Origin of the sequence: Bacillus tequilensis (genome assembly GCF_012225885.1) — a bacterium.
Classification (GTDB): domain Bacteria; phylum Bacillota; class Bacilli; order Bacillales; family Bacillaceae; genus Bacillus; species Bacillus tequilensis.
Genome location: NZ_CP048852.1, coordinates 547,640 through 572,574, shown reverse-complemented (window position 1 = coordinate 572,574; position 24,935 = coordinate 547,640). Strand labels below are relative to the sequence as shown.

At 40.8% G+C, this 24,935-nt stretch carries 25 protein-coding genes and 7 pseudogenes; 15 read left to right on the top strand and 17 right to left on the bottom strand.

The window, feature by feature from the left end; genetic code table 11:
* Positions 1 to 15 precede the first annotated feature (15 nt).
* Both G4P54_RS03030 and G4P54_RS03025 read right to left on the bottom strand, forming a co-directional pair.
* Positions 16 to 954 (bottom strand): ring-cleaving dioxygenase, encoded by a 939-nt coding sequence (locus G4P54_RS03030; protein WP_167871730.1) that lies wholly within the window; start codon positions 952 to 954, stop codon positions 16 to 18.
* Between the two features lie 25 nt (positions 955 to 979).
* Complete coding sequence (locus tag G4P54_RS03025) at positions 980 to 1,600, bottom strand: nitroreductase family protein (RefSeq protein WP_167871729.1); 621 nt, start codon at positions 1,598 to 1,600, stop codon at positions 980 to 982.
* A 427-nt stretch (positions 1,601 to 2,027) separates the two neighbouring features.
* Here G4P54_RS03025 and mneP point away from each other — a divergent pair, with 427 nt between their 5' ends.
* The 4 genes from mneP to G4P54_RS03005 all read left to right on the top strand — a co-directional run bounded on the left by mneP (position 2,028) and on the right by G4P54_RS03005 (position 5,723).
* Complete coding sequence (gene mneP, locus G4P54_RS03020; protein WP_024713987.1) at positions 2,028 to 2,921, top strand: manganese transporter MneP; 894 nt, start codon at positions 2,028 to 2,030, stop codon at positions 2,919 to 2,921.
* Between the two features lie 112 nt (positions 2,922 to 3,033).
* On the top strand, positions 3,034 to 3,846 hold the full coding sequence (locus G4P54_RS03015) for a MerR family transcriptional regulator (protein ID WP_167873810.1): 813 nt from the start codon (positions 3,034 to 3,036) through the stop codon (positions 3,844 to 3,846).
* 82 nt (positions 3,847 to 3,928) lie between these two features.
* Entirely contained in the window at positions 3,929 to 4,618 is a 690-nt protein-coding gene (locus G4P54_RS03010; RefSeq protein ID WP_167871728.1) for a DUF554 domain-containing protein, read from the top strand.
* 202 nt (positions 4,619 to 4,820) lie between these two features.
* The gene (locus G4P54_RS03005; RefSeq protein ID WP_167871727.1) at positions 4,821 to 5,723 is read left to right on the top strand and encodes a carboxylesterase; all 903 of its coding nucleotides are present in this window, start codon (positions 4,821 to 4,823) and stop codon (positions 5,721 to 5,723) included.
* A 437-nt stretch (positions 5,724 to 6,160) separates the two neighbouring features.
* Here the strand turns inward: G4P54_RS03005 and G4P54_RS03000 are convergent.
* From G4P54_RS03000 to ydfH, 3 genes and pseudogenes are all read right to left on the bottom strand, one after another.
* Positions 6,161 to 6,421: pseudogene (locus G4P54_RS03000) on the bottom strand (MMPL family transporter); the annotation flags it as partial.
* Positions 6,422 to 6,635: 214 nt separating this feature from the next.
* Positions 6,636 to 7,277 (bottom strand): two-component system response regulator YdfI, encoded by a 642-nt coding sequence (gene ydfI / locus G4P54_RS02995; RefSeq protein ID WP_167871726.1) that lies wholly within the window; start codon positions 7,275 to 7,277, stop codon positions 6,636 to 6,638.
* Positions 7,270 to 8,493, bottom strand: coding sequence for a two-component system sensor histidine kinase YdfH (gene ydfH / locus G4P54_RS02990; protein ID WP_167871725.1), 1,224 nt, complete (start codon positions 8,491 to 8,493; stop codon positions 7,270 to 7,272). Before ydfH ends, ydfI begins: the two co-directional genes overlap by 8 nt.
* Positions 8,494 to 8,736: 243 nt before the next feature.
* Here ydfH and G4P54_RS02985 point away from each other — a divergent pair, with 243 nt between their 5' ends.
* From G4P54_RS02985 to G4P54_RS02975, 3 genes and pseudogenes are all read left to right on the top strand, one after another.
* Complete coding sequence (locus G4P54_RS02985) at positions 8,737 to 8,886, top strand: hypothetical protein (RefSeq protein WP_167871724.1); 150 nt, start codon at positions 8,737 to 8,739, stop codon at positions 8,884 to 8,886.
* Positions 8,883 to 9,059, top strand: a complete 177-nt coding sequence (locus G4P54_RS02980) for a hypothetical protein (protein WP_167871723.1) — start codon at positions 8,883 to 8,885, stop codon at positions 9,057 to 9,059. Before G4P54_RS02985 ends, G4P54_RS02980 begins: the two co-directional genes overlap by 4 nt.
* A gap of 14 nt (positions 9,060 to 9,073) precedes the next feature.
* Positions 9,074 to 9,257: pseudogene (locus G4P54_RS02975) on the top strand (carboxymuconolactone decarboxylase family protein); the annotation flags it as partial.
* 41 nt (positions 9,258 to 9,298) lie between these two features.
* On the opposite strand, the gene G4P54_RS02970 reads toward G4P54_RS02975, so the two are convergent.
* Positions 9,299 to 10,003: an ArsR/SmtB family transcription factor gene (locus tag G4P54_RS02970; protein WP_167871722.1), complete on the bottom strand. Its 705-nt coding sequence runs from the start codon at positions 10,001 to 10,003 to the stop codon at positions 9,299 to 9,301.
* A gap of 89 nt (positions 10,004 to 10,092) precedes the next feature.
* Between G4P54_RS02970 and G4P54_RS02965 the strand changes: the two genes are divergently transcribed.
* Complete coding sequence (locus G4P54_RS02965) at positions 10,093 to 10,716, top strand: flavin reductase family protein (RefSeq protein ID WP_167871721.1); 624 nt, start codon at positions 10,093 to 10,095, stop codon at positions 10,714 to 10,716.
* 74 nt (positions 10,717 to 10,790) lie between these two features.
* Here G4P54_RS02965 and G4P54_RS02960 read toward each other — a convergent pair whose 3' ends face one another.
* Positions 10,791 to 12,239 carry an aminotransferase-like domain-containing protein gene (locus G4P54_RS02960; protein WP_167871720.1) on the bottom strand — a complete coding sequence of 483 codons (1,449 nt, stop codon included), beginning with the start codon at positions 12,237 to 12,239 and terminating at the stop codon, positions 10,791 to 10,793.
* A gap of 133 nt (positions 12,240 to 12,372) precedes the next feature.
* Between G4P54_RS02960 and G4P54_RS02955 the strand changes: the two genes are divergently transcribed.
* Positions 12,373 to 13,293: a DMT family transporter gene (locus G4P54_RS02955; protein ID WP_167871719.1), complete on the top strand. Its 921-nt coding sequence runs from the start codon at positions 12,373 to 12,375 to the stop codon at positions 13,291 to 13,293.
* Positions 13,294 to 13,348: 55 nt separating this feature from the next.
* On the opposite strand, the gene G4P54_RS02950 is transcribed toward G4P54_RS02955, so the two are convergent.
* From G4P54_RS02950 to G4P54_RS02930, 5 genes and pseudogenes are all read right to left on the bottom strand, one after another.
* The gene (locus tag G4P54_RS02950) at positions 13,349 to 14,125 is read right to left on the bottom strand and encodes a GNAT family N-acetyltransferase (protein ID WP_167873809.1); all 777 of its coding nucleotides are present in this window, start codon (positions 14,123 to 14,125) and stop codon (positions 13,349 to 13,351) included.
* A gap of 198 nt (positions 14,126 to 14,323) precedes the next feature.
* Positions 14,324 to 14,641, bottom strand: a pseudogene (locus tag G4P54_RS02945) (arsenate reductase/protein-tyrosine-phosphatase family protein).
* Positions 14,642 to 14,656: 15 nt separating this feature from the next.
* Positions 14,657 to 15,964, bottom strand: a complete 1,308-nt coding sequence (locus G4P54_RS02940) for an arsenic transporter (protein ID WP_167871718.1) — start codon at positions 15,962 to 15,964, stop codon at positions 14,657 to 14,659.
* Between the two features lie 12 nt (positions 15,965 to 15,976).
* Positions 15,977 to 16,124: pseudogene (aseR, locus tag G4P54_RS02935) on the bottom strand (metal-responsive transcriptional regulator AseR); the annotation flags it as partial.
* Positions 16,125 to 16,276: 152 nt separating this feature from the next.
* Entirely contained in the window at positions 16,277 to 16,855 is a 579-nt protein-coding gene (locus tag G4P54_RS02930) for a TetR/AcrR family transcriptional regulator (protein WP_167871717.1), read from the bottom strand.
* Between the two features lie 248 nt (positions 16,856 to 17,103).
* Here G4P54_RS02930 and G4P54_RS02925 point away from each other — a divergent pair, with 248 nt between their 5' ends.
* Entirely contained in the window at positions 17,104 to 18,294 is a 1,191-nt protein-coding gene (locus tag G4P54_RS02925) for an MFS transporter (protein ID WP_167871716.1), read from the top strand.
* 141 nt (positions 18,295 to 18,435) lie between these two features.
* Here the strand turns inward: G4P54_RS02925 and G4P54_RS02920 are convergent, their stop codons facing one another.
* Positions 18,436 to 19,029, bottom strand: coding sequence for an NAD(P)H-dependent oxidoreductase (locus tag G4P54_RS02920; RefSeq protein ID WP_167871715.1), 594 nt, complete (start codon positions 19,027 to 19,029; stop codon positions 18,436 to 18,438).
* Between the two features lie 105 nt (positions 19,030 to 19,134).
* On the opposite strand from G4P54_RS02920, the gene G4P54_RS02915 reads away from it, so the two are divergent.
* A complete protein-coding gene (locus tag G4P54_RS02915) occupies positions 19,135 to 19,530 on the top strand; it encodes a winged helix-turn-helix transcriptional regulator (RefSeq protein ID WP_167871714.1) in 396 nt (131 codons plus the stop codon).
* A gap of 152 nt (positions 19,531 to 19,682) precedes the next feature.
* On the opposite strand, the gene G4P54_RS02910 is transcribed toward G4P54_RS02915, so the two are convergent.
* Positions 19,683 to 20,555 carry a YitT family protein gene (locus G4P54_RS02910; RefSeq protein WP_024713969.1) on the bottom strand — a complete coding sequence of 291 codons (873 nt, stop codon included), beginning with the start codon at positions 20,553 to 20,555 and terminating at the stop codon, positions 19,683 to 19,685.
* A gap of 351 nt (positions 20,556 to 20,906) precedes the next feature.
* Between G4P54_RS02910 and G4P54_RS02905 the strand changes: the two genes are divergently transcribed.
* Together G4P54_RS02905 and G4P54_RS02900 are read left to right on the top strand one after the other, a co-directional pair.
* Positions 20,907 to 21,236, top strand: a complete 330-nt coding sequence (locus G4P54_RS02905; protein ID WP_167871713.1) for a winged helix-turn-helix transcriptional regulator — start codon at positions 20,907 to 20,909, stop codon at positions 21,234 to 21,236.
* Between the two features lie 83 nt (positions 21,237 to 21,319).
* Entirely contained in the window at positions 21,320 to 21,892 is a 573-nt protein-coding gene (locus G4P54_RS02900) for an alpha/beta hydrolase (RefSeq protein ID WP_167871712.1), read from the top strand.
* A 52-nt stretch (positions 21,893 to 21,944) separates the two neighbouring features.
* Here the strand turns inward: G4P54_RS02900 and G4P54_RS02895 are convergent, their stop codons facing one another.
* Together G4P54_RS02895 and G4P54_RS02890 are read right to left on the bottom strand one after the other, a co-directional pair.
* On the bottom strand, positions 21,945 to 22,370 hold the full coding sequence (locus G4P54_RS02895; protein ID WP_024713966.1) for a MaoC family dehydratase: 426 nt from the start codon (positions 22,368 to 22,370) through the stop codon (positions 21,945 to 21,947).
* A gap of 126 nt (positions 22,371 to 22,496) precedes the next feature.
* Positions 22,497 to 22,748 (bottom strand): annotated as a pseudogene (locus G4P54_RS02890) (MocR-like pyridoxine biosynthesis transcription factor PdxR); the annotation flags it as partial.
* Between G4P54_RS02890 and G4P54_RS02885 the strand changes: the two are divergent.
* Positions 22,749 to 23,110, top strand: a pseudogene (locus G4P54_RS02885) (EamA family transporter); the annotation flags it as partial. It abuts the pseudogene before it with no gap.
* A 184-nt stretch (positions 23,111 to 23,294) separates the two neighbouring features.
* On the opposite strand, the pseudogene G4P54_RS21195 reads toward G4P54_RS02885, so the two are convergent.
* Positions 23,295 to 23,503, bottom strand: a pseudogene (locus tag G4P54_RS21195) (Lrp/AsnC family transcriptional regulator); the annotation flags it as partial.
* Between the two features lie 186 nt (positions 23,504 to 23,689).
* Here G4P54_RS21195 and bglS point away from each other — a divergent pair.
* Positions 23,690 to 24,421 (top strand): beta-glucanase, encoded by a 732-nt coding sequence (bglS, locus tag G4P54_RS02875; RefSeq protein WP_167871711.1) that lies wholly within the window; start codon positions 23,690 to 23,692, stop codon positions 24,419 to 24,421.
* Positions 24,422 to 24,935 lie beyond the last annotated feature (514 nt).

Sequence of the window (24,935 nt, the reverse complement as noted above, 5' to 3'; positions counted from 1 at the left end):
CAGCAGTCATTAAGACTAATCTAGTTCTCTCACTTCAAACGGCAGCAGCCCTTGTTCAATTTGTGCCCGGTGCGGTTCATACTGCTCAGGGAGCATCAATTTGCCGCCCATCGTTTCTTGTGTTTCATCATGTGCAAAACCCGGGGGATCAGTAGCGATCTCAAAAAGAATTTCCCCATGCTCTCTGAAGTAAATCGCATTAAAATAGTTTCTATCCCGAACCGGGGTCACACCATATCCATGGGCAGCAATATATTTTTGCCAATCTAATTGATCTTCGTCATCATCGGCCCGCCAAGCAATGTGATGGACCGTGCCGACACCCATTTGCCCGCGGCCGATAGGCGTTAACTTAAGATCAATCACATTTCCGATATCACCGGCAGAGTGATAACGAATGAAGTCTCCTTCCTTGCCGACTCGCTCCAGTCCCATGATGTTTTCTAACAGTTCACCTGTTTTTTCAGGCTGTGCTGATAACAGGGTTGCACCGCCAAAGCCTTTAATGGCAACATCCGGGGTTACATCTCCGAAAGTCCACGTATTGGCCTCCCCTGCTTCTCTTTCCACGATTTCTAAATGCAGGCCATGGGGGTCAACAAATTCTATATATTGTTCTCCAAAACGCTCGATTTTTGTATATGGCACGTTGAACTTTTCAAGTCTCTTTTCCCAAAATGCCATGGCACCGTTCGGCACGACATAAGAAGTCACGCCAACTTGGCCGTCTCCAATGATGCCTTGGCGGGCGCCCGCCCATGGAAAGAAGGTGATAATTGTTCCCGGCTTCCCGCCTCCATCCCCAAAATAAAGGTGATACGTACCTGGATCATCAAAATTGACCGTTTGCTTGACCAATCGCAGCCCCAGCACTCCCGCGTAGAAATCAGCATTCTCTTGAGGGTGACCGACAATTGCTGTAATATGATGGATTCCCATCGTTTTTTTAGCCATTTTTATCCCTTCCTTTACATAATATTTAGATATACTCTACAAACTCATTCACAGGCTTCCGGTAGCCGCGCGGCCTTCTGCTTTCTGTTTTTTCTTTCCCGATTGTAATCATCATCACAACCTCAAACCGGTCATCTATGTTCAAAATCTGTTTCACGGCTTCAGCATCAAACCCTATCATCGGACAGGTATCCCAGCCTTTTTCCTTAGCACTCAGCATAAACATCATCGCAGAAAGCGAAGCATTTCTTATCGCCTCATCTCTCTTAAATGGTTCTCCCCTGTTTTCATAAAACGAAACGGTGTCTTGAACCATATGATCATACTCTTGTTTATTGAGTACCCCCAGCACCTTTAATCCTTCATAAATGTCAGCCGCTTGCTGGTATGCCTGCTTATCTCCTAAAACCAAAAGAACCGCTGATGAGCTAAACACTTTATATTGTCCGTTTGCGGCCTGCTTCAGCTTTTCTTTTACATCCGGGTCAAGAACCGTCACATATTTTGTATGCTGCAAATTAAAAGCTGATGGAGCCAACGCAACCAATTCAAACATTTCGTTGAGTTCATCTTTCGTGATTGGATGATCCGGAAGGAAATTGCTTGCAGATCTTCTTTCATTCACCAGCTGTACAAATTCAGCCATTTCTCTCGCACTCCTTTTTATCTCGAATCCGAGATATTATGGTATAAAAAATCAAAGCATATGATCAAAAAAACGAAGCGTTCTCTTCCCTGATCTTTTCGTGATTCAAACGATCGGCAGGTTCTTATCCTGCACTCTAATTAAATTATCTCGAATTAAAATATCTTGAATATGAGATAATAATAAAAGATAAATACTTAAATGTCAACAGTTCATTTTCAAATTCAGCGGAATTTTTCTGTGTGCTGTTTAGCCCTGCTCCAACTTTTTTTCTGTCACCTTATTTATTAGCAAACAGGAAACAACGTTGCTATAGACCCACTCGAAACTGAATTGGTATGATAAGCAAAGTGATTACACAAGAAAGGATACGGAGAGCGAATCAAAAGCGCTCCTGTTTTTTTGTGCAGTTTTATAGGAGGACAAAATGACGAGTGAAAGAGAACAAATAAGCAAAAAAGTCGCTTTGATTGCATTGATAGCCAATCTGATCTTAATGGCAGGAAAGATCTTTTTTGGACTGATAGGCGATAGTGAAGCCGTTTTTGCCGACGGTATACATTCTGCAGCGGATGTCGTGGCTTCGATTGCTGTCCTGGCCGTGATCGGCATTTCTAATAAGCCGCCCGATCAAGACCATCCTTTCGGGCATGGCAAAGCTGAGGTCATCAGCGAAGCGATTGTAGGAATAATATTAGTGCTCGTTTCCGTGTATATTCTAATAGAAGCGATTTCGTCCTTTGTTGAAGGTCCAAGCGTTCCGCAATACAGCGCATTGTTTGCGGCTCTGATTTCCTACGTGGCTAAGCAGATCTTATATCGTTATTCGATCAAACAAGGGGAAAAATGGAACAGTAAAGCGATTATAGCGATTGCATACGATCATAAAGGCGATATCGTTGCCTCTCTTGCCGCTTTTATCGGCGTCCTATTGGCGATTATCGGGAACACCCGCGGATGGTCCTATCTGTTGTACGCCGATGCAATTGCCAGTGCCATCGTGGCGTACCTCATTTTTAAGATTTCAATGGAATTAATCAGGCCGTCTGTTGACGTTCTCATGGAGAAAAGTGTTGATCCTGAACTGATAGAGGAATATAAAGCAGTTATTTTGCATTGTCCTCAAGTCAAACGGCTCGATAAAATCCGAGCGAGAGAACATGGCCACTATAAGTTGCTTGATGTCCGGTTATCTTTGGATCATGATTTGACGATTAAGCAGGGACACGATATTGCCCGCGAAATCCGAAATGAAATCAAAAGTCACTTTTCAGATGTTGAAGAAGTGCTCATTCATGTGAATCCTTATTTTGAAGAATGAAAAAGCTCCTTTTTAAGGGAGCTTTTTCTTTATGCAGCAAACTTTACTCTTATAACCCACTGTACTATATAATGTGGATGTAGCAAATCATAAGGATAGAAAGGTTGTTAGAATGAAGGAATTTTTTTCGATCGGAGAAGTTTCAAAGCTGTTCAATGTGAAAATCTCAGCACTTAGGTATTATGATGAGATTGGTCTTTTGAAACCTGAATATAAAGACGGGCAAACCAACTATAGATATTATTCTACCCAGCAGTTTGAGCGGCTGGATACCATCAAATATTTGAGGACTCTAGGTCTGCCAATCAATAAACTCCTTGATTTTTATAACTCTCAAAATACAAACACGCTGATTGATTTACTAAAAAGCCAGCAAACTGAAATTGATCGCAAAAAGAGAGAATTGGAGCGCATTGAAAAAAAGATTTCCCGCCGGATCATCCAAATAGAAGATGCCGTTCACACGCCATTACATCACATTTCAAAAATCAAACTTCCCGCAATACGTGTGGCTTACTTACAGCATGAATATATTCTCGGCCATGATATCGAACATTCATTAGCACAGTTGAGAACTCATCTGAATGTGAACGAAGACATATTCATAGGCAAGATAGGTTTGTCCATTTCAGCCGCAAATGTAAAAGCAAATCAGTTCGACAAATATTCCAGTATATTCATGATACTTGAAGATGAAACTGAAAAAACCTCATCAGAAATCACTTTTCCTTCAAGAGAATATCTTCAAATTCGGTTTAAAGGGTCGCATCCGGAAGCCGAACCATATTACAAACAGCTGCTGGCCTATATAAAAGAACAAAATTATGAAGTAGCCGGGGACTCAATTGAAGTCACACTCATTGATTATGGGATTACAAATAACCCAAACCATTATGTGACTGAAATCCTGTTGCCAATAAAATGAATATGTTTGTAAACTCCCTTGACTCTCTACTAACTGGAGGGTTTATTTTTTATGCAGAAATCATTATTGGAGGAGACAACTTATGTTAGGAACCATATTCAATACCGTTATGATCATTGCAGGAAGCATCATCGGAGGGATATTCAAAAAAGGCATGAAAGATGAATTGCAGGATATCCTGATGCAGGCAATGGGATTCGCCGCAGTCGCGCTGGGGATCAATGCCATTGCACAGCATTTGCCTGATAGTCAATATCCCATTCTTTTTATCGTGAGTTTAGCCCTTGGAGGATTGCTCGGCCAGAGCATCAATCTGGAATTGCGATTCACCAAGCTGGTGAACAAATTCTCTAAAAGCAATTTAGCGGAAGGGTTATCAACTGCGATCCTATTATTTTGTATCGGTTCGCTGTCAATATTAGGCCCGGTTGAAGCCGCTTTGCATGGAGATTATACATACCTCCTGACAAACGGACTGTTAGATGGGATTACCTCCATTGTGCTCGCTTCAACCTTTGGCTTTGGAATAGCAGCCGCTGCCATTGTATTATTTGCCTGGCAGGGCTCCATCTATTTATTTGCTAAACTAATGGAGAGCGCGCTCAACACAGACCTTATAAACGAAATCACAATAGTAGGAGGCATCCTCATCCTCAGTTCAGGAATAAGCATTCTGGGAATCAAGAAATGTAAAACGATGAACCTGCTGCCTTCCCTATTGATTCCGCCTGTTGCCCTTTTTATGATTCATGTGTTTGGATTGCGGTTTTAATGAAGCGGCTCCCAAAAAGGAGGTTAATATTCTGTTATATTGATTTTCAATAATCTGTTCTAATCATTTTATTTCTTTTTTATCTTGGATTTGACGTCAAATAACCCCTGTATTATATTGTAAATAAAGGCTGTTATATCAAACTCAGACTCCCCATCACGAAACGGCACCTTCATTAAACAAAATTGGGAGGGGCATTTATATGTCAAATCATTCATCTAGTATTCCCGAATTAAGCGACAGCGGTATCCGCTATTATCAAACTTATAATGAAAGCCTTAGTCTTTGGCCAGTCCGCTGCAAATCATTCTACATATCTACTCGTTTTGGTCAAACACATGTGATTGCTAGCGGGCCAGAGGATGCTCCGCCGCTTGTATTACTCCACGGAGCATTATTCAGCTCGACGATGTGGTATCCCAACATCACCGATTGGAGCAGCAAATACAGAACATATGCAGTTGACATTATAGGTGATAAAAACAAGAGTATTCCTGAGAATTTAAGCGGTACGAGAACGGATTACGCCAATTGGCTTCTTGATGTGTTTGACAATCTGGAGATCGAAAAGTCCCGCATAATCGGGCTTTCGCTTGGCGGCCTCCATACGATGAATTTCCTTTTCCGTATGCCTGAGAGAGTAAAAAGCGCAGCTATACTGAGTCCGGCAGAAACGTTTTTGCCATTCCATCACGATTTTTACAAATACGCTCTTAGTCTTACAGAGCCGAATGGGGTTGAGAAATTCTTAAGTTGGATGATGAGAGATCGCAATGCTCTTCACCCGAATTTTGTGAAGCAGTTTCAGGCAGGAGTGATGTGGCAGGATGGATTAAGAAATCCAAGCCCTAAAGCAGATGGATTTCCGTATGTTTTCACTGACGAGGAATTACAGTCAGTACAAGTCCCCATACTATTATTACTAGGTGAACATGAAGTCATCTATGATCCCCTCTCAGCCTTACACCGTGCTTCTTCGTTAGTTCCCGGTATCGAGGCGGAAATCATTAAAAATGCCGGCCATGTCTTATCAATGGATCAGCCGGCGTACGTAAATGAACGTGTAATGCGTTTTTTCAATGCAGAAACAGGCATTTCACGGTAAGTGCTTATAAGATAGTGATTTGCATCCTTAAAGACCTTCAATATGCTTCTAACCGGGCATTTCAAAAAATAGAGTCTCTCTAATGGACTCTATTTTTTTACAAATCTAAAAAATAAGCATCCTCCTTTTCTCTTATTTCCTTGGAGTGATGTGGCAATAAAATCTTCTATAGTTCAGGTAAAGGAACACCCATGATCTCCCTGTATTTTTGAATAGGGGTGACCGTATCCCATTTGCCAAGTGACCTAAAAAATCAAAAGCATCGTCTAATGAGCATTCCGAAATTTGTCAGTTTGAAACAAGGTTCCATCCATTAGCCAAAATAAGTGATTGCGTCATAAGCTGTCTCCTTTTTTAACTGCCGACTTCATCTTCTACACACTACAAGAAATAACTGTAAAGCAAAAAAGCAGATCATGAAAGATCTGCTTTCTCTATTACACACTGATTTGTTTCTGTTGTTCATGATCGATCTCTGGCTGTATTTCCTTCGTGAGTTGATGCCCCTCTATGTCCATAGTCGGAATGATCTTGTCTAGCCATTTCGGCAAATACCAGGCTGCATTCCCCATCAGTTTCATCACACTTGGAATCAGGGTCATTCGCACAATAAATGCGTCAAAGAGCACACCAAAGGAAAGAGCTAATCCGTTGGCTTTCACATTAGCTTCTCCGGCAAAGATAAATCCTGCGAAAATGTGATTGCCAGCCCTATCGAAGCAACTAACACAACGATCCACGCATATATGACTTTTAGACGATGGCGAGCAACCCATCCTCCTCATTTATATAACATTCTTGACATGATAATCTCCTTTCAACACATTGCTTGATCACATTCCTTCTCATTCACATTGAAATAAAAAAACGTACATTCGGTCATGTACGTTTGGGCAAATTTCAAATATGAAGTTATTTGTCTAATGTCAAAATGCCTCTTTGCATGGCAATCGTCACGGCTTCCGTTCTTGAACTTGCGCCTAATTTATTGTAAATGGACGTTAACCTGGACTTTATTGTTCTCTCTGAAACGCCCAAATCAAAGGCGATCGCTTTGCTTTTAAGGCCCTTGGCAATTGCTTTTAGAACAATGACTTCTTTTTCTGTCAGCTGCGTATCACTGCTCTGTTTTTTCATCCGCTCAAATTGGATGTCTTGCAGACGTTTTAAGATATCAGGCTGCAGCAGCACGTTTCCTCTTATTGCTGCATCCATGGTATGAAAAAGGGTTTCTGAACTCGTATCCTTCAGCAGATATCCTTTCGCGCCTAATTCAATTCCTTCAATCATTAAGTGATCTTCATTATACGTAGTCAAAATAATGATAGGGATGTCGTGTTTTTCTTTTATTTGTTTAATGGCTTCCAACCCGCTCATCTCTGGCATATACAAATCCATGAGAATGATATCCGGTTTTAAATCATCTGCAAGGCGGACTGCCGTTTTGCCATTTTCGGCCTCTCCTATGATGGTGTAGTGATCATTCGTTTCTATTAAAAGCTTTAGACCTTCCCTCACGACAAGATGGTCATCAACGATTAAAACCTTATTCATCTTGTATCTCTCCCTGAATTGGTACAGTGATCTCAATTTGTGTTCCTTTAGATTTTGTACTTTTGATATTAAATTGGCCATTCATGGCTCTGACGCGTTCTTGTATGCCAAGAAGCCCATAATGTCCTCTCTTTTTCTTGCCCTTTTCAACATCAAATCCTTTGCCATTGTCCTTGACTGTTAAATGGAGCTTCCCCTTATCATCATCCCAAATGGATACCGAAATCGATTCTGCTTCAGCATGCTTTGCTGCATTCGTTATGGATTCTCCAATGATGAAATAACAGTTTTCAACTGTACGAACGTCTAACACCTGCTGTAACCTGTAGTCTAAAAACCCCCCCATGCCTGTCGCCTCTTGAAAATGATCCATTAGTGAGGTAATTCTTTCTTTTAAAAAACCGATTTCCTCTGATTTGCTGCGCAGATCATCAATCGCTGAACGTGCGTCCGCTAATGTACCTCTCACTCTTTTCATCGATTGCTGAATGATTTCTTTCGCTCTCTCTGTGTTGCCTTTCGTGAGATGAACATGAATAGCATCCAGCTGCATATTTAAACTGACCAGCCCTTGAGCAAGCGTATCGTGTAAATCCCGGGCCATACGCTGTCTCTCGTTTTGCAGTGTCAGCTGCTCGACCTGCTGATGAGCTAGCTCCAGTCTTTCGAGAGTCAGCTGGGCTTTTATCTTTTCATCGACTTGGGCAAATAATGTTGCAGCATAGGTGATGATAACGATCATGATAGGCGCAGCAATGACAATAAAATGCAAATATTCACCTTTGTGAATCTGATGCGGCACATTGATTGACAGCAAAAGCAATAAATAAAGGATGAGGAAAGTCCTTCTTCTATCGGCCATTCCTGCAATCTGTCCAATCAAAAATGCATAAAGGCCAACGATGACCAGCACTAAGAAGCCAGTCATGACATTGGCAAGTGTAAAAGTGATCAAACCTTGCAGTGCAAAGTATAGAATGACGCTTTTCTTAACCCAGCGATATGAATGCCAGTGCAGAAAAGAAAAAACAGCCATCAATATCGTAAACACATTAAACAATAAAATGGACCAGCTCGCAGTAATAAATTGCAGCACGACAGAGGCTACATAGATCATGAGAATAAAAGCCAGCCCCGGCACTCTGAGCGCAAGCATGTTTAATGCCCGTCTATCATGTGTGTAGTATTTTTCTTTGAATGGATTCCTTATACGCAAACCGCATTCACTTCCTTTCCATTGGCAGAAGCGATATACACTCGAACCACATATACATGTTTCCCATCATTTTATAGGAAGAGAAGGCACTCAACAATACAAAGATACAGTGAAGCATTAGCGTTTCCAACATGTGATGATTGCCCAAACGTACATAAGCGTTCTGCCTTTATGTACGTTTTATCTTTCCGAGCTTACATTTACAATAATAAGGAAGTCACTATTTTGAAGGAATGATCATCATTGAAATCGATTGATCTCACCATTTTATCATTAAAAAGAAAAGGAATCCGGACTGAAAAAGTGTTAAAAAATCAGCGCCTTGATCGATTAAGCAATGAGAAAGACAAAAATACTCAATCAAAAATCACATTCAAGGAAAAAGAGGAATGAACATGTATTGGTTTTTAGGTGCTTTATTATATTTTCTCATCGGTACTTGTATATTCATTGGAATCATTAAAGACAGTCACTCAGACTCGTGGATCCTGCTTGCATTAGCAGCTCCGCTCATCATTGTTGGCTATCCCTATTTTTATTCAAAGCAGCTTCTTGCCAAAAGATAGTAAAATAATGCCATAAAGAGAAAGATGCGCTCGTACTGTGTGAACACATCACGCTGATCCCAACTAAAAGGATTCCCAACGAGCTATATCATCGAGTGCGAAAACATTATGATGAAAGACCTTGTGCTCATCATCAATCAAATAAACAGTTGGAATCGCATCTCTATTGCTATGGGAAATCAAGCAACTTCGAGATAATAAGAAGGGGTAAGATTTTATCGTATCTCACCCCTTCTTTCTCATTCTCTTACATCAAAAGTTCCCTCAATATTCACTTTGAAGTACTTCCCAAATGCGGCTTTCCCGCTTTGGGTCATCCTAATCGCTCTCGTTTTAGGCATACGAACGATCCATTCTTCTTCCAACATTCGTGCCAATAGGGCGTTTCCTAATGCTCCTGCAAGATGATGCTGCCGTTCACTCCAATCCAAACAGCAGCGGGCAAAAGCTCTCCTCTTATTTCGCTGCTGCTCTTCGTTGATGCCTAAACTTAAAAAGAACAAAGAACCCTCTGACGTCATCTCAAAGTTTTGATCGACTTTTTTTAACATCCCCTGCTCAACTAATGAATTTGTGATTTGCACACCCACATAACCCGCCAGATGATCATAACAGCTTCGGGCGAAATGCAAGTCACTTTTTCCTTTTGAACCTTTTAAAGATGTGACTTTGGCTTTAGGCGCTATACAAAGCAATTGTTCAATCACGTTTGCAGTATCTGAGTTAGACAATCTGTAATACCGATGCCTTCCGTGCTTCTCTACGCTGATTAGCTTTTCTTCAAGCAATTTTTTCAGGTGAAAACTTGCGGTTTGAGGTTTAATATTAGCGAGATATGCAAGCTCTCCTGCGGGGTGTATCCTTCCATCCATTAGGGTGAGAAGAATGGACGAACGCGAGGGATCAGATAGCAGCGAAGAGATTTTTGCGATATTAGGATTCATGGTTTTCCTCCTTACATTCATATTTCGATGATAGTTGAAATGTTAAACCTTTACAATAGGAATGGAATCATGACAAGGAGGAATAAGCGTTGGATATTGAGAAACAAGACACTCTGCATTTTAAAGAAATCAAACCAAAAATCATGTATTATGGCACCCCTGCATTTCTTCTTACCACACTGAATGAGGATGGCACCACTAATATCAGCCCTATGTCTTCTTCCTGGGCTCTTGGAAACTATATTGTCCTCGGAGTAGGACTGGGAGGAAAAGCCATTGAAAATTTAGAAAGACACAATGAATGTGTCATCAACTTGCCTGGCCCTGAACTGTGGGAACACGTTGAAAAAATTTCATCTTATAGCGGAAAAAAGAGTATACCGCCTCTGAAGAAACAGCTTGGGTTTACCTATAAAAAAGAAAAATACGAGGCGGCAGGGTTAACTCCTTTACAATCAAAAACAGTATTACCAACACGAATTCAAGAATGCCCTATCCAAATTGAAGCCGAAGTCAAACATATTCGCATTCCAGAATATGATTCATCTTTTGCGATTGTAGAGACGCAGGCATTGCATTTTCACGCCGAGGAAAGGATCATTTTGAATGAAAATCATATAAACCCTTCTAAATGGAGTCCTCTTATTTATAATTTTAGACATTATTTTGGTTTAGGAAGAGAAAGAGGAAAAACCTTTCGTTCAGAAACATGACCTTTCTTACCTTTTCAAAACCAAGCCATCATCAGGCTTGGTCTCTTTTTTAGAACATCCATTTAAGGATAGAGTTACTTACTTGCCAATTCTTTTATCATTAAGCCCAATTCATAGATCCCCTTTTGAAGGTCTTCAAGTGACGCATAGGCATATGATAAGCGAACATAATTCCCTTTTTCCTGAGCATAGATACTGCCTAGATTGAGAAGAATCCCTTTTGACAAAGCTTTCGCATAAAGTAATTTCATTGATATTGAAGGCAATACTTTTATCCAGATAAAGAATCTTCCCTTTGGGATATTCCATGTCGCAACATCTTTCAAATGAGTTCCTAATGCACTCAAGGCCAATTCTCTTCTCAGCTTTAATTGCTGCCTAACCTTTTCCACATGCAGCTGGTATTGGCCCGTTGTAAACCACTCTGCCGCTACTCTCTGGGATAACGAACTGGATCCGTAATCTGTTTGCATTTTAATATCGGATAAACGTTCTATCACTGGTTCCGGACCGACGATCCACCCAATCCTCAAGCCCGGGCTCAATGTTTTCGATAAACTGCCTATGTAAAGCACATGCCCATTTTTATCTATTGTTTTAATAGGAAATGGCGGAATTTCATCGATCCATAACTCACGATAAATATCATCTTCAATAATGGGAAGCTGTGTATTCTCACTCGCTGCAAGGATTTCTTCCCGCCGTTTTTTTGACATTAAAATACCGGTCGGATTATGAAAACAAGGATTTGTATATAAGATAGACCTTCCCCGTTCCCCTCTTGGCATGTGAATATTTTCCGGCAAAAGCCCGTCTTGATCCATAGGAAGGCCCGTTAGTTTCATATCGGCAGATTGAAACACGTGCAATGAATAAAGGTAGGATGGCTGATCAAGATATACGGTTGATCCTCTTTGCAAAAGCCCCATTGATATCAGCTGCAGAGCTTGCAACGCTCCCGACACAATCAGAATGGAAGATGGGGAGGCATTGATCCCAATGGTTCTTAAATAGCTGCTTAGGGCCTCTCTTAATGGAAAATAACCTTTTGGTTCCTCATATCCGAATGCTTCCATGTTTTGAGATACCTGCCCCATCATCTTTTTCATAACATCCAAAGGAAAAATCTCAGCTGAAAGTTCGCCTTTGCTGAGCTGTATAAGATCTGTATTTGATTCTGATTGATTGATCTCTTGAACGATTTTTTGGCTGGGCCGCTGGATTCCTGAGGTTACATATTGATCCCAATTAGGCGCAGAATTCTTAGCCAAAAGTGTCCATGTATTGTTGATAACAACTGTCCCTTTCCCCATTCTGCCTTCTATTAACCCATCTGCCATTAATTCCTCTAAGGCCGTAATGACTGTGCTTCGATTTACCTGAAAGTCTTTTGCGAGCGTGCGCTGGCTTGGAATCTTGCTTCCAATCGGCCACTCTCCATTTCCTATTTTCTCCTTAATAAAATGAACGATTTGTCTGTACTTAGGTAGATTTTTCATCTTTTTTTCTTCTGGGTCGTTCATGAAAGCAGTCTCCTTCAAACTAAATTGGTTGGGTCAAAATCTATTGAACTGGTTGAAGCCATATCACCAAATCTTTATTAGTATAGAAACACATTAAATAACCGGTTGGTTTTTGTAAAGAGGAGAGAGAAAGATGCGAAAGAAAACAGTTCAAATTATCATATCTTACAGTCTGATGATCGGTTTATGGGCATCAGCTTTTCCGGGAATTCGTGCAGGTCTGGAAGGTTATACACCAGAACACCTTGCTTTATTTCGTTTGTTAATCGCCTCTATGGCAGTATTCCTTTTTGCTGTTTTGACTCAGATGCGCTTGCCTGACATGAAAGACATTCCTGCCATTTTTCTTTTAGGGTTTTTAGGTTTTGCACTCTATCACATGTTGCTGAACATCGGTGAAAAAACAGTGAGTGCCGGGGTTGCAAGCTTGCTCGTCACCATGGCACCGATCTTTTCAGCCATGCTATCCCGCCTGTTTTTTAGAGAGCATTTTGGATTTACGAAATGGCTTGGTTCTATGATCAGTTTATTGGGTGTATTATTGATTGCATTTGGGGCAGGAGACTTTACGTATTCAATGAGTGGTATCTTGTTCATCCTGCTGGCAGCCTTTTCGGAGAGTTTTTATTTCGTTTTTCAAGCCCGCTATATAGAAAAATATGGTTTTATCCCATTCGTTACATTCACCATTTGGGGCGGAACAATACCTATGCTTGTGTTTCTGCCAGGCTTAGGCGGAGAGATGATAAACGCTTCAACAAGCGCAACTTTGTCTATCGTTTACTTAGGATTATTGCCCACGGTTATTCCTTACTTCGCACTAGCATATGTCACTTCGCTCATCGGTGCTTCAGAAGCAACTCTTTCTCTTTATGTTACACCGGCTTTGGCCCTGGTCATTTCATGGGTATGGATAGGCGAAATACCTGCATTTCTTTCTCTGCTGGGCGGGATGGTTACAGTCAGCGGCGTGTGTTTTACCTACCTTAAAATAAATAAATCGAATAAGATTTCCTTCACCCATTTTTCTGCTAAAAGGGTTAAAAAAATCTAAAACAAAAAAGATACCAACATCGTTTGGTATCTCCTTTAAGGTTCTTTCATTAAGATTATCCAGAGTAGTAAATAGAGTATTCAGCTGCCGGCTTAAATCCTAGTTTAGCTGCTAGTGTAATGGACGACTTGTTGCAAACATCACAATCCCAAATGGGAGCCATCCCATTTTCCAGGCAACATTCGATAAACTTGCTGCCTGCGCAATACGCTAACCCCATGCCTCTATATTCTTCAAGTGTATAGATATCCATTTCCGCCCGATTCCCCCCTAAGAATATAGAGGTGCACTCACTCACAACATGATGGCCATGTAATACGGCAAATCCAAAACCTTTTGAAGAAAAATGTGAGACAGAATTCCAATACTCCTCGTAATAAGCGCTGTTAAACACTGTGCTGTTTAGAATGATGTCTTCATCTATTCTTTTCAATTCAAGCTCCTTTGGAAGTTTCAAAGCTGTTTCAGAAGGTTTTTGCTGAAAGGAAAATGCCATTCTTTTCATTTGATTCAAATCGTCTTTCAGTATTGTTTTCAATACTTGATCCCATGTATCATTAGCAGAAAACAGGGTAAATCTTTTTGTTGATTTCGCTTGTTGTTCATAATATTCAGCAATGAAATCATTAAAAACTTGATTCCCTTGGTCTCCCGCAATAAAATAAATTCCTGATTCAGTTCCTATAAAAAACGATCTAGGGGATGTTTGGTCATCTGTATAAACAACTCCCGGAATGGTTTGTTCTAATATTGCATAGACAAATGTGGGACAAAATGATTCATCAAACAATGTTTTTATGCCGTTATATTTTTCTTTTGCTAATTCCCGCAAACCGACAACTCCTCTCAAACAGCGTCTCCTTCATCATTCTGTTAACAAAATCAATTTTCCTTTGTCTCAGCTTTTAAGCGGCGGTTCAGAACTCAGACAAGTCAAATAAAAAACAGGTGCCTGCACAGAGCCCACCTGTTGAACAGCAATTGATGGGCTCACCAATTTTTTCACAAATGCTGAGTATATCTAATATTTTTATTCCCCAGTTTCAGCAAACTGTTTTAATCGGCCTCCAATTTCATCACGGACTCTTTGGAAAAACGCCCATTTTTCTTCGTCTGTTCCCTGCGCTTTTGCCGGATCATTAAATCCCCAATGCTCACGTTTTACATTTGGAAATATCAATCCCCGCTTCTTTCATTGCTTTGACAGCACGAGGATTTAATCCATGAACCTCGATTCCCGCGCTGTACACATTCCACTCGTCTCCGAGGTGCTTTACCCCCACCCTTCAGCCATTTGACTGCGGCAGGAGTTTCCTTTGCATAGAAAGTAAAATGTTTTCTTTGGCATGTCCATTTTCTCCTTTTAGAAACATGAATGAATCATCATCAGCCAAAGATACAGGCCGACAAGTGTAATCAATAATGTTGGAATTGTAAGAATGATTCCTGTTTTAAAATACGTTCCCCAGGAAATCTTCACACCTTTTTGCGAGAGGACATGGAGCCATAATAATGTCGCCAAGGAACCAATCGGCGTTATTTTAGGTCCCAAATCTGAACCGATAACATTTGCGTATATGAGCGCTTCTCTCATCATCCCATGTGTATCTGTGCCGGCAATTGCCAATGCATCAATCATGACAGTCGGCAAGTTATTCATCACGGAAGAAAGAATCGCTGCGATAAAGCCCATTCCAATCGTACCCGCAAACACTCCTTGATCACCCGCGGTTTGAATCACATCTGAAAGGACATCTGTCAATCCAGCATTACGGACACCGTACACAACAACGTACATGCCAATTGAAAAGAACACGATAGCCCATGGCGCGTCCTTCAGCACTTTTTTTGTATGAACGGCTGGACTCTTTTTTGCAGCAATTAAGAAAAAGAGTGCAATGATACCGGCTACCACTGATACAGGGATAGATAAGAATTCACTTGCAAAGTATCCAACTAACAACAGCCCTAATATATACCACGATAGCTTGAACATGTTCTGATCTTTTATGACATCAGCAGGGTTTTTCACCTCAGTCAGATCATAATGTTTTGGTATGCTTTTTCTAAAGAAAAGGTAAAGTACAATGATGCTCGCCAGCAGCGAGAACAAGTTCGGGACAATCATTCTGGATGCATAATCAATAAACGTAATATGAAAATAATCCGCTGAAACGATGTTGACCAAATTGCTCACGACTAATGGAAGTGAGGTCGTATCTGCTATAAACCCGCTGGCAATGATAAAGGGAAAAACCAATTTTTCATTGAAGTTTAAAGCTCTGACCATCGCTAATACAATCGGTGTCAAGATAAGAGCGGCACCGTCATTTGCAAATAATGCGGCGACGATAGCGCCTAATATAGATACATAAACGAACATGCGCACACCGCTTCCTTTTGCGGCCTTAGCCATATGAAGCGCTGCCCATTCAAAGAAACCGATGTTATCTAAGATTAAGGATATAATAATGATGGCCACAAATGCCAATGTTGCATTCCAAACAATCCCGGTCACAGTTAATACATCATGTAAAGTAACAACTCCGGCAATTAGAGCCAAGACAGCTCCTCCGCAGGCTGACCACCCTATAGATAAGTTTCTCGGCTGCCATATGACCAATACTAAAGTTAAGAAAAAAATGAATACCGCCAAAATCACTGAAGTCAATCCAAAGCCTCCTTACTGGCAACACACTTGAGTTTCCTTTTGTTTGATGTGATGTAACAATTCGTCCTCGTGATCGATTCAATTGCAATGTATCAAACTTGGGACATGAATCATTTATTGAATCATAACGCCATTGCCCTCTTCTGTCCTCATTCACGAATTCTCTATAAAGTTAATCAATTGGTAAGAAAAAAAGATGCCCGCGGGCATCGAAATAGCATGGGAAAGAAGCTCATCACCCTATTTAAGTTAAGGCAATCAAATTGACACGTATGGAACAGAAATGTAAGAACGGACTCCTCTCTACACGATTCACGTAGCTTGAACTCCCTTAAACGCATTCATCACCAAATCATGCACATAGGCATCATTGACCTCGTCCCCTGTTACAAGCAGTCGATAGAAAATCGGTCCGTAAATGAGATCAATACTTACTTCAATATCAAGATTCTCTCTCAATTCACCTTTCTGAATTCCCTTTTCCAGAAGGCCTTTAGCTTGAAGGCGGCGGGGCTGGAAAAATCGTGTGCGATATTCTTCTGCCAATTTGGCATCCAGCTGCCCCGCACCTATTAATTCCTTAATAACGGTACCTTCCCGGCTTGTCAAAAACCTTGCTAAATTCGCGGCGTGGATCGATATATCATGTACTGTTGATCCTGTATCAGGCACTGGCAGTCTTTCCGTAGCAGTCGAAAGAAAGCTGTCCATGATAACGGCAGCTTTGTTTGCCCACCATTTATAAATCGTTGCTTTACTCACTTTCGCGCGCTCTGCAATTTTATCGACTGTCACCGCATCAAAGCCTTTTTCCAGCAAGAGGTCATAGGCCGCAGAAAGAATCGCCTTATGTGTTCCTTCATCACGCGGCCGCCCTCGTTTACTCTGCACATAAATCATTCCTTCCCGAAATATAAACGATACGTTCAGTATACTTAACATGATAAAAAAATAAAACAGAAACCCATTTACAAAACTGAACGTTTAGTTTATAATTCACTTATAAATAAAACTGAACGTTCAGTTTATAAAATGATCAACACTCCGCAAAACCTTATCACTAAAAATCTATGGAGAGGAGAAGAATCAGCAAATTATGTATCAAACATCATAAAATCATTAAAAAGGAGTTCATTCATATGGCTACATTAAACAAACAAAAAGCAGATCAGAGAATCTCACCCAGTTTAACCCTTCTTCTCGCAACGGCATGCGGTATCATTGTCGCTAATCTTTACTACGCACAACCCTTGGTAGGATTAATTAGTGAGGCAATTGGAATTTCTCCAAGCGGTGCTGGATTGATTGTCACACTCACCCAAATCGGATACGTTGCCGGTTTACTATTTCTTGTCCCTTTGGGAGATATGATCGAAAACAAAAAACTCGTCGTTATATCTCTGCTTCTAAGCGCAGCAGCTTTGACACTAACGGCGTTTGTAAAGCATGGCACACTGTTTTTAGCTGCTGCGTTTTTCATCGGATTGGGATCGGTCGCAGCCCAAGTGCTTGTTCCATATGCTTCATACCTTTCGTCAGACGCTGCACGCGGCCGAGTGGTCGGCAATGTCATGAGCGGCCTATTGCTCGGTATCATGCTTTCTCGCCCGATATCCAGTCTAGTCGCTGATATCTGGGGATGGAATGCAATATTTGCTTTGTCCGCCGCGGTAAGTGTTGTCCTGGCAATCGTATTAGCAAAAGTGCTTCCTGCCAGAAAACCAACCGCACATACAAACTATACTGCCTTACTCGGTTCAATGTGGAGGCTGCTGAAGACGACTCCAGTCTTACGCCGCCGCGCCATCTACCATGCGTTTGTATTTGGAGCTTTCAGCTTGTTCTGGACGACTGTTCCTTTATTATTATCCGGTTCTGCTTTTCATTTTTCTCAGAAGGCAATAGCACTGTACGCATTGGTGGGCATTGCGGGTGCAGCCGCTGCCCCTATAGGCGGCCGTTTGGCTGATCGCGGCTTGACCCGGATTGCCACTGGAATCGCTCTCAGTGTTGTCATCGTTTCTTTATTATTGCCGCTCATGATTCAGAGCAGCTCCCCCGTTGGTATAACAGTTCTAGCGGTCGCGGCTATTCTGTTGGATATGGGCGTATCTGCCAATCTCGTGCTCAGTCAACGTGCTATTTTTTCGTTGGCGCCTGAAATCCGCAGCCGATTAAACGGATTATTCATGGCAATCTTCTTTCTTGGCGGCGCTATAGGGTCATCAATTGGGGGGTGGGCCTATGCCTCAGGCGGATGGAGTGCGGCATTATGGATTGGAATCGCTTTTCCGGTCATCGCTTTGCTTTATTTCATCTCAGAGAAATAAGTCTTTCAGCAAAAATAAGCCGTCAGAACCAAGCTAATGGCTTATTTTTGGTGGATTCTTCTTTGTTCGCTGTATGTTAACATCCCTCTTCTGAACAAAAAAATCCTGCTTAATGAGAACAGGATTTTCCTCATTCAATCTTTATGTTAAATCGGCACCCTCCAGTTGTTTTAAATATCTTTGCAGGCGAACCTTAGGGTTTAATTCAATATTTGTAATATGCTTTACATACCAATTCGCACTTTCGGCGATTTCTTGGTCACTGATTTGATTAGCGCGATATTGGGCAAAGGAAGGCAGATAGGTCATGCCTACTAAATTGGCAGTTGCTTGGAATGGCTTTGTCAATTCGCTTATTGAATATAAGTTATATCCGCCCGCTTGGTAAGAATGTTCAGGTGAACCGATGGACATGGCTGTCACCCACTCTTTTCCATTCAATTTCGTTCCGCCAGGGCCATGAGCCCAGCCAAAAGTAAATACTTCATCAAACCACTGTTTTAAAAGCGGCGGACTGCTGTACCAGTATAACGGAAACTGAAAAACAATGCGGTCATGGGCGAGGAGCTGCTGTTGTTCAAATTCCACATCAATCGGTTGATTTCGATATGTTTCATACAGATCATGAACAGTTACATCCGGTTCTCCTAAAACCGCTTCTTTCCACTTTTTATTCATACGAGAGGATTCGATGTTCGGATGTACTACGAGTACTAGTGTTTTCATATCAATCATTCCTTTCTTTGATATGACATCATTATATGTTGTATATTAAGATATAAAAAGTACGCACATTGATTGTATATAGTATCAAAAAGTATACTATTAGGAGTGAACAGCTTGAGAAATCGAAAACTTGGTATCGATTATTCTTCGGATGACTTTGAAGGATGCCCAGTGGAGACAACATTAGATATCATCGGTGGAAAGTGGAAAGGCATTCTTCTTTACCATCTCATTGACGGTAAAAAGAGGTTTAATGAATTCCGAAGACTATATCCGAAAATTACCCAGCGTATGCTTACTTTACAACTAAGGGAACTGGAACGGGATGGTGTGATTCACCGCGAGGTTTATAAACAGGTCCCTCCGAAAGTGGAATACTCTTTAACCGAGTTTGGAAAAACGTTAGAACCTGTAATCCTGCACATGAAGGACTGGGGAGAAAAGTACAAAGACAGAATCAATCAAATTGAAACAGCACGTAAAGCTGAAGATGAAATCAGCAAAAGATAAACAAAAATACCAAGGGTCTCAAAACCCTTGGTATTTCTATATATATATGCGGCCGACCTTCACCGATTATTCACCAGCCAGACCATCAAGAAAACTGTTTGATTGTATCATATGATTTTGCTAAAGCCGCTGTTAAAAGGCCATTCCTTTTTCTAATGAGCATTGTGTTTTCTAAAATTGCTGCCTTTCACTTCAGCTACGTCGTAGACAGTAACAAAGGCACTTTTATCAATATCATTAATTATTTCCTTTAGTTTTGTTTCTTCTAATCGGTTGATGACACAAGTGATTTCTTGAAATTTCTCGTGGGAAAAGCCCCCGTAAGCTTCTTTGTATGTGGCGCTTCGTCCTAATTCATCACGTATGGTCTCTACCATTAATGCAGGCTCGGCAGTAATAATTTGAAACGTTTTAGAACCGCTTAAGCCTTCCTCAACGACATGAATGACTTTGGATGCGATGTAGTAAGCAATGACTGAAAGCAATGCCCCTTGCAAACCAAATACTGTGGAAACAAAAATAAACACAAAAAGGTTTAAGAATAGAATAAGATCGCTCGTTCCAAATGGCAGTTTGCGGGATAGCAGCACAGCCAGCATATCAATTCCATCTAACGCGCCGCCATTACGCAGCGCCAAGCCCATTCCGAAACCAAGGATAATCCCGCCGACAACGGTAATTAACAAAGTGTCTCCCTCTATGATAGCCGGAGTGTGGTGAAAAAAGCTTGTCCCCGCGGCAAGTGATACGATGCCGAGAATGGATAATAACGCAAAGCCTTTCCCAATTTGTTTATATCCTAACCAGACAAATGGAATATTGATAATCGCAATCAGAATCCCCAGCGGCAAATGGAATAGCTGTGAACCAACAATGCTGAGACCTGTCACTCCTCCATCAGAGACACTATTTGGAATGAGCACTGTTTCTAATCCATATGCCGCTATAATTCCCCCGATAATGACCATGATAACTTGCAGAATCATTTTCGCTTTAAATTTCTTATGTTTTTTGATTGTATTCATACCATTCCTCATTTCTTAAATATTTCGTTATATGTAACTATACCATAATAGATTTGTTCAGTTTGTAAGAAGGACTCCTCTTATACCGCTTTATCCCATATCTCAACCAAAGAATAATAAATCATAAAGATAAGGTAACCCTTTATGAATTAGAACATTCAACATGTACCTGCTGCAGATGAAATCCAGCATTCTGTTTATAGCAAAAATACAAAGGAACTTACATTCTTCGTTATCCTTCATAAACCTCTTTGCGCACTAGATCCTCAAACAAGTACGCTTTCGGATCAGAACACCGAAAATCCTGATTCATTCTGATATTATACTTATTAAAAAGGAGGTTTGATTTCCTTGAATAACTTATGCCGCAGTAAACAAGCCCCATTTGAATACACCTTATCTCTTATAGGCGGCAAATGGAAAATGAGGATTCTTTATGAGTTAGGATGTGAAAAAACGATGAGATACGGCGAGCTGAAACGGGCTATGCCTTTAATCACCCATAAAATGTTAAGCTCACAGCTCAAGGAATTGCAAACCGACGGCCTTATTCATCGGACAGAGGTTTCACAAATCCCCCTCAAAGTAGAGTATTCGTTATCAGACAAAGGCCTGTCATTGAATCCCCTTTTAGATGAGATGTGCAAATGGGGAATAATGCAAGGCGCACCTCTTGAATAAAAACCACTTACAAAAAAGTGCGTACTTGTCTTCTAATGAGAGGAATTTTATACTACATAAAAATACTTTGTTAGGAGGAAATAATGACAAAACAAGTCTATATCATTCATGGCTACAGAGCCTCTTCGGCAAACCATTGGTTTCCATGGCTGAAAAAACAACTGCTCGCAGACGGGATTCAAGCCGAAATTTTAGACATGCCCAACCCGCTTGAGCCCAGACTTGAAGATTGGCTGGATACACTCGCTTCTTATCAACACACTTTACATGAAAATACGTATGTCGTGGCTCACAGCTTAGGGTGTCCCGCCATTTTGAGATTTTTGGAACGTACTCAATTGCGCGAACAGCTTGGCGGAATCATCCTTGTTTCCGGCTTTGCCAAATCATTGCCTCATTTAAAGATGTTAGAAGAATTTACAGAGGGATCGTTTGATGATCAAAAAATCATCAGGTCCGCAAAGCACCGTGCTGTCATTGCTTCTAAAGACGATCAAATTGTGCCATTTGCATGGAGCAAGGAGCTGGCACAACAAATAGACGCTGCGTTTTATGAAGTCCAACACGGAGGCCATTTTTTGGAGAATGAGGGGTTTACTTCTTTGCCTATCGTTTATGATGTGCTAAGCTCCTATTTTTCAAAAGAAATCGGCTAAAAACTTTCATCGTATTTGAATAAGCCCGCTTTAGCATAGCGGGCTTTACGCGTTATTGTTTAATTAATACCGATAACTCTCCTTCAAATACTTTTTCTTCTTTATGATTATAAGTAGATAATAATACAGTGAGTATTCCCAATTCATTTCTCTTTGGCTGCTTATCAAGAACCTCAACAATGGTATGCAGTTCATCATCAGGATATACGGGTTTTATGAATTTAATGTTATTCATTTCTGTTCCGGCTATCACATCGTCTCCATACATCTCTTCTTCAACCCAAAGTTTAATGGAAATGCTCAGCGTTTGTATTCCAGAAGAGATAATGCCATTAAATCTGCCTTTACTCGCTTTTTCCTCATTTACATGCATATATTGAGGGTCAAACTCACCTGCAAACCGCATAATATCATCTTTTGTTACCTTTAGTGATTTCGTTTTGAATACCTGTCCAATTGTAAACTCATCTAATCTCATGCTTACACCTCTACTTTGTAATTGATTTTGTACGAGCCTTAAATAAAATAGTGAGGCAGTGCCAAAGGACAAATGCTGCAGTATAGTCCTTGTCCTTTTTAATTATAAACTAAACTGAAAGCTCCCTCATACTTTCCAAACTGCTTTCAGTTTTTTATGCCTTCTCGTATGTTACATTCCAAAACCCCTGCAAATCCAAGTGAGACCGCTTTTGCAGGAGGGTTGTTTTGACATGTTCCTCGCCTTCTCAATTCACTCTTTTTCACTATAAGGCAAATAAACGTCAAATAAAATCCGAAGCCCGGCGTTTTCTCCGCGAATCCTGACATGATTTCCTCATTCTCTTTGCACAGTTTCTAGTAAAATCGCTCTTTTTTTGCTCGTCGTCTGGGCAATTGGCAGGTGATCTCTTGGGCACTCGTTCTGCCGCTCCCCCCTTATGCTGCCATTGTCGTTCTTTTTTACACCGACCTCATGGTCAGGCATCGGGACTCCCGCGCTGCTCAGCCTTGCCTATGTGTCTTTATTCAGCATGCTAATCGACTTTATGTTCTGGTATCGAGGCCTTGTCCAAGGCTGAATTGCGGCGGTTGGACAGCTTCAGCTTTTTCAGCCCTTCTTTGGACTGCTGCTTTCCTCAATGATCCTGCACGAAAAAGTAGGCTGGGCACTAGTAGCAGTGAGTATTGCCGTGATCATGTGCGTGGCACGTGGCAGCTGCTCGGCGATTTGCAAAGTAGTAAGGATTAAAATATATGAAAGCATAAAAAAACCAAGAGTCTGGGGCCCTTGTTTTTTTGCATGCGTCCGTGTAGATGTAATCAACCTCCCGGGTTATTGTCTCTATTTATTAACTCAATAATCGGTCATTTATCATTTACAGCTGATCTAACATTTATTAGGCAGAAATATGCATTCAAACTAACAGCCGTCTCCGCTGTTTTTATCATTATTGATGATATTCTCTTGTGTTTTTATCCATGACAGGTATGGCTGATGATAGATGCTATTTGTATAAATATAAGCAAGGCAATATATATTAACAACCTAATTTCACTTTAAATGTATATCCCTCAATCACGCCGTTGTCTTTCAATGGCCGCTGCTTGACCTGCTAAATGAACTTTTTCACCTCATTCTTTCATCGTCATAGCTCTAGGCCTGCAACATTTTTAATAGGAATAATGCCCAATAAAACCCAGGCGGATCCTCTCAATAAATAAGATTCGTTATTATCATTAATTTGACCGATGTTCCCCTTTCAAAGAATCATGTATGATCATTTAGGAAAACGCTTTCAAATAAAGGGGGATGCCAATATGTCTTGTCGTATGAAACGATTGTTGTTACTTCTTGTCACTGGATTGTTTATGAGTTTGTTTGGAGTCACTTCTACTGCCTCGGCTCAAACAGGCGGATCGTTTTATGATCCTTTTAACAGCTATAACTCCGGCTTATGGCAAAAAGCAGATGGTTACTCAAACGGAAATATGTTCAACTGCACTTGGCGTGCAAATAACGTATCAATGACGCCAGCAGGTGAAATGCGTTTGGCTTTGACAAGTCCGTCTTATAACAAGTTTGACTGCGGAGAAAACCGCTCTGCTCAAGCATATGGCTACGGGCTTTACGAAGTCAGAATGAAACCAGCTAAAAACACAGGGATCGTTTCATCGTTCTTCACTTACACAGGTCCATCGGATGGAACTCCTTGGGATGAGATTGATATCGAATTTTTAGGAAAAGACACAACAAAGGTTCAATTTAACTATTATACAAATGGTGCAGGAAACCATGAGAAAATTGTGAATCTCGGATTTGATGCCGCTAATGCCTATCATACGTATGCGTTCGATTGGCAGCCAAACTCTATTAAATGGTACGTCGATGGGCAATTAAAACATACTGCGACAAGCCAACTTCCGACAACACCGGGAAAAATCATGATGAACTTGTGGAATGGTGCAGGTGTCGATGACTGGCTTGGCTCCTACAATGGTGTAACACCTCTATACGCACATTACGATTGGGTGCGTTACACAAAAAAATAATGTCAAATGGATAAGAGCCTGCTGCTACAATATAGCCAGGCTCTTATGATTGTAATGAGAGGTTATTGAATCGAGATTGTCAGCCCTCTTTTGATCCCTATTACTGGGTTTGTCTTCTTTTGTTAAAATAACTTCCTCATGTCCTTCCATTTTAAAATCTAATCGTTTAACTGTTTCTTCATCTGTTTTCCTATACATCTTATACCTTACCTTTAGCACATTCATTTACAATCGATAAAATCTATTCGTCTTTACACTTTTCTTTTAATAAAATGCAAGAAACCTTGAACCGGTAAGAATGGCGACGACAGTTCTTAGCTGGCCTATATATTAAAATAAAAATAACAGACGCTTCATATCGAATCTCCTCAGTTTGTTTTCCCCTATTACAGTCTGAAGCTAAAGGGGTAAGTTCTTAATAATCCTGAAGTTTGAACGAAGGCTGACAGCCGTTTAGGATGAAAAATTGTTTCCTCTTTTAAACAAATTTTAAGCGATTCTATCTATTACATGG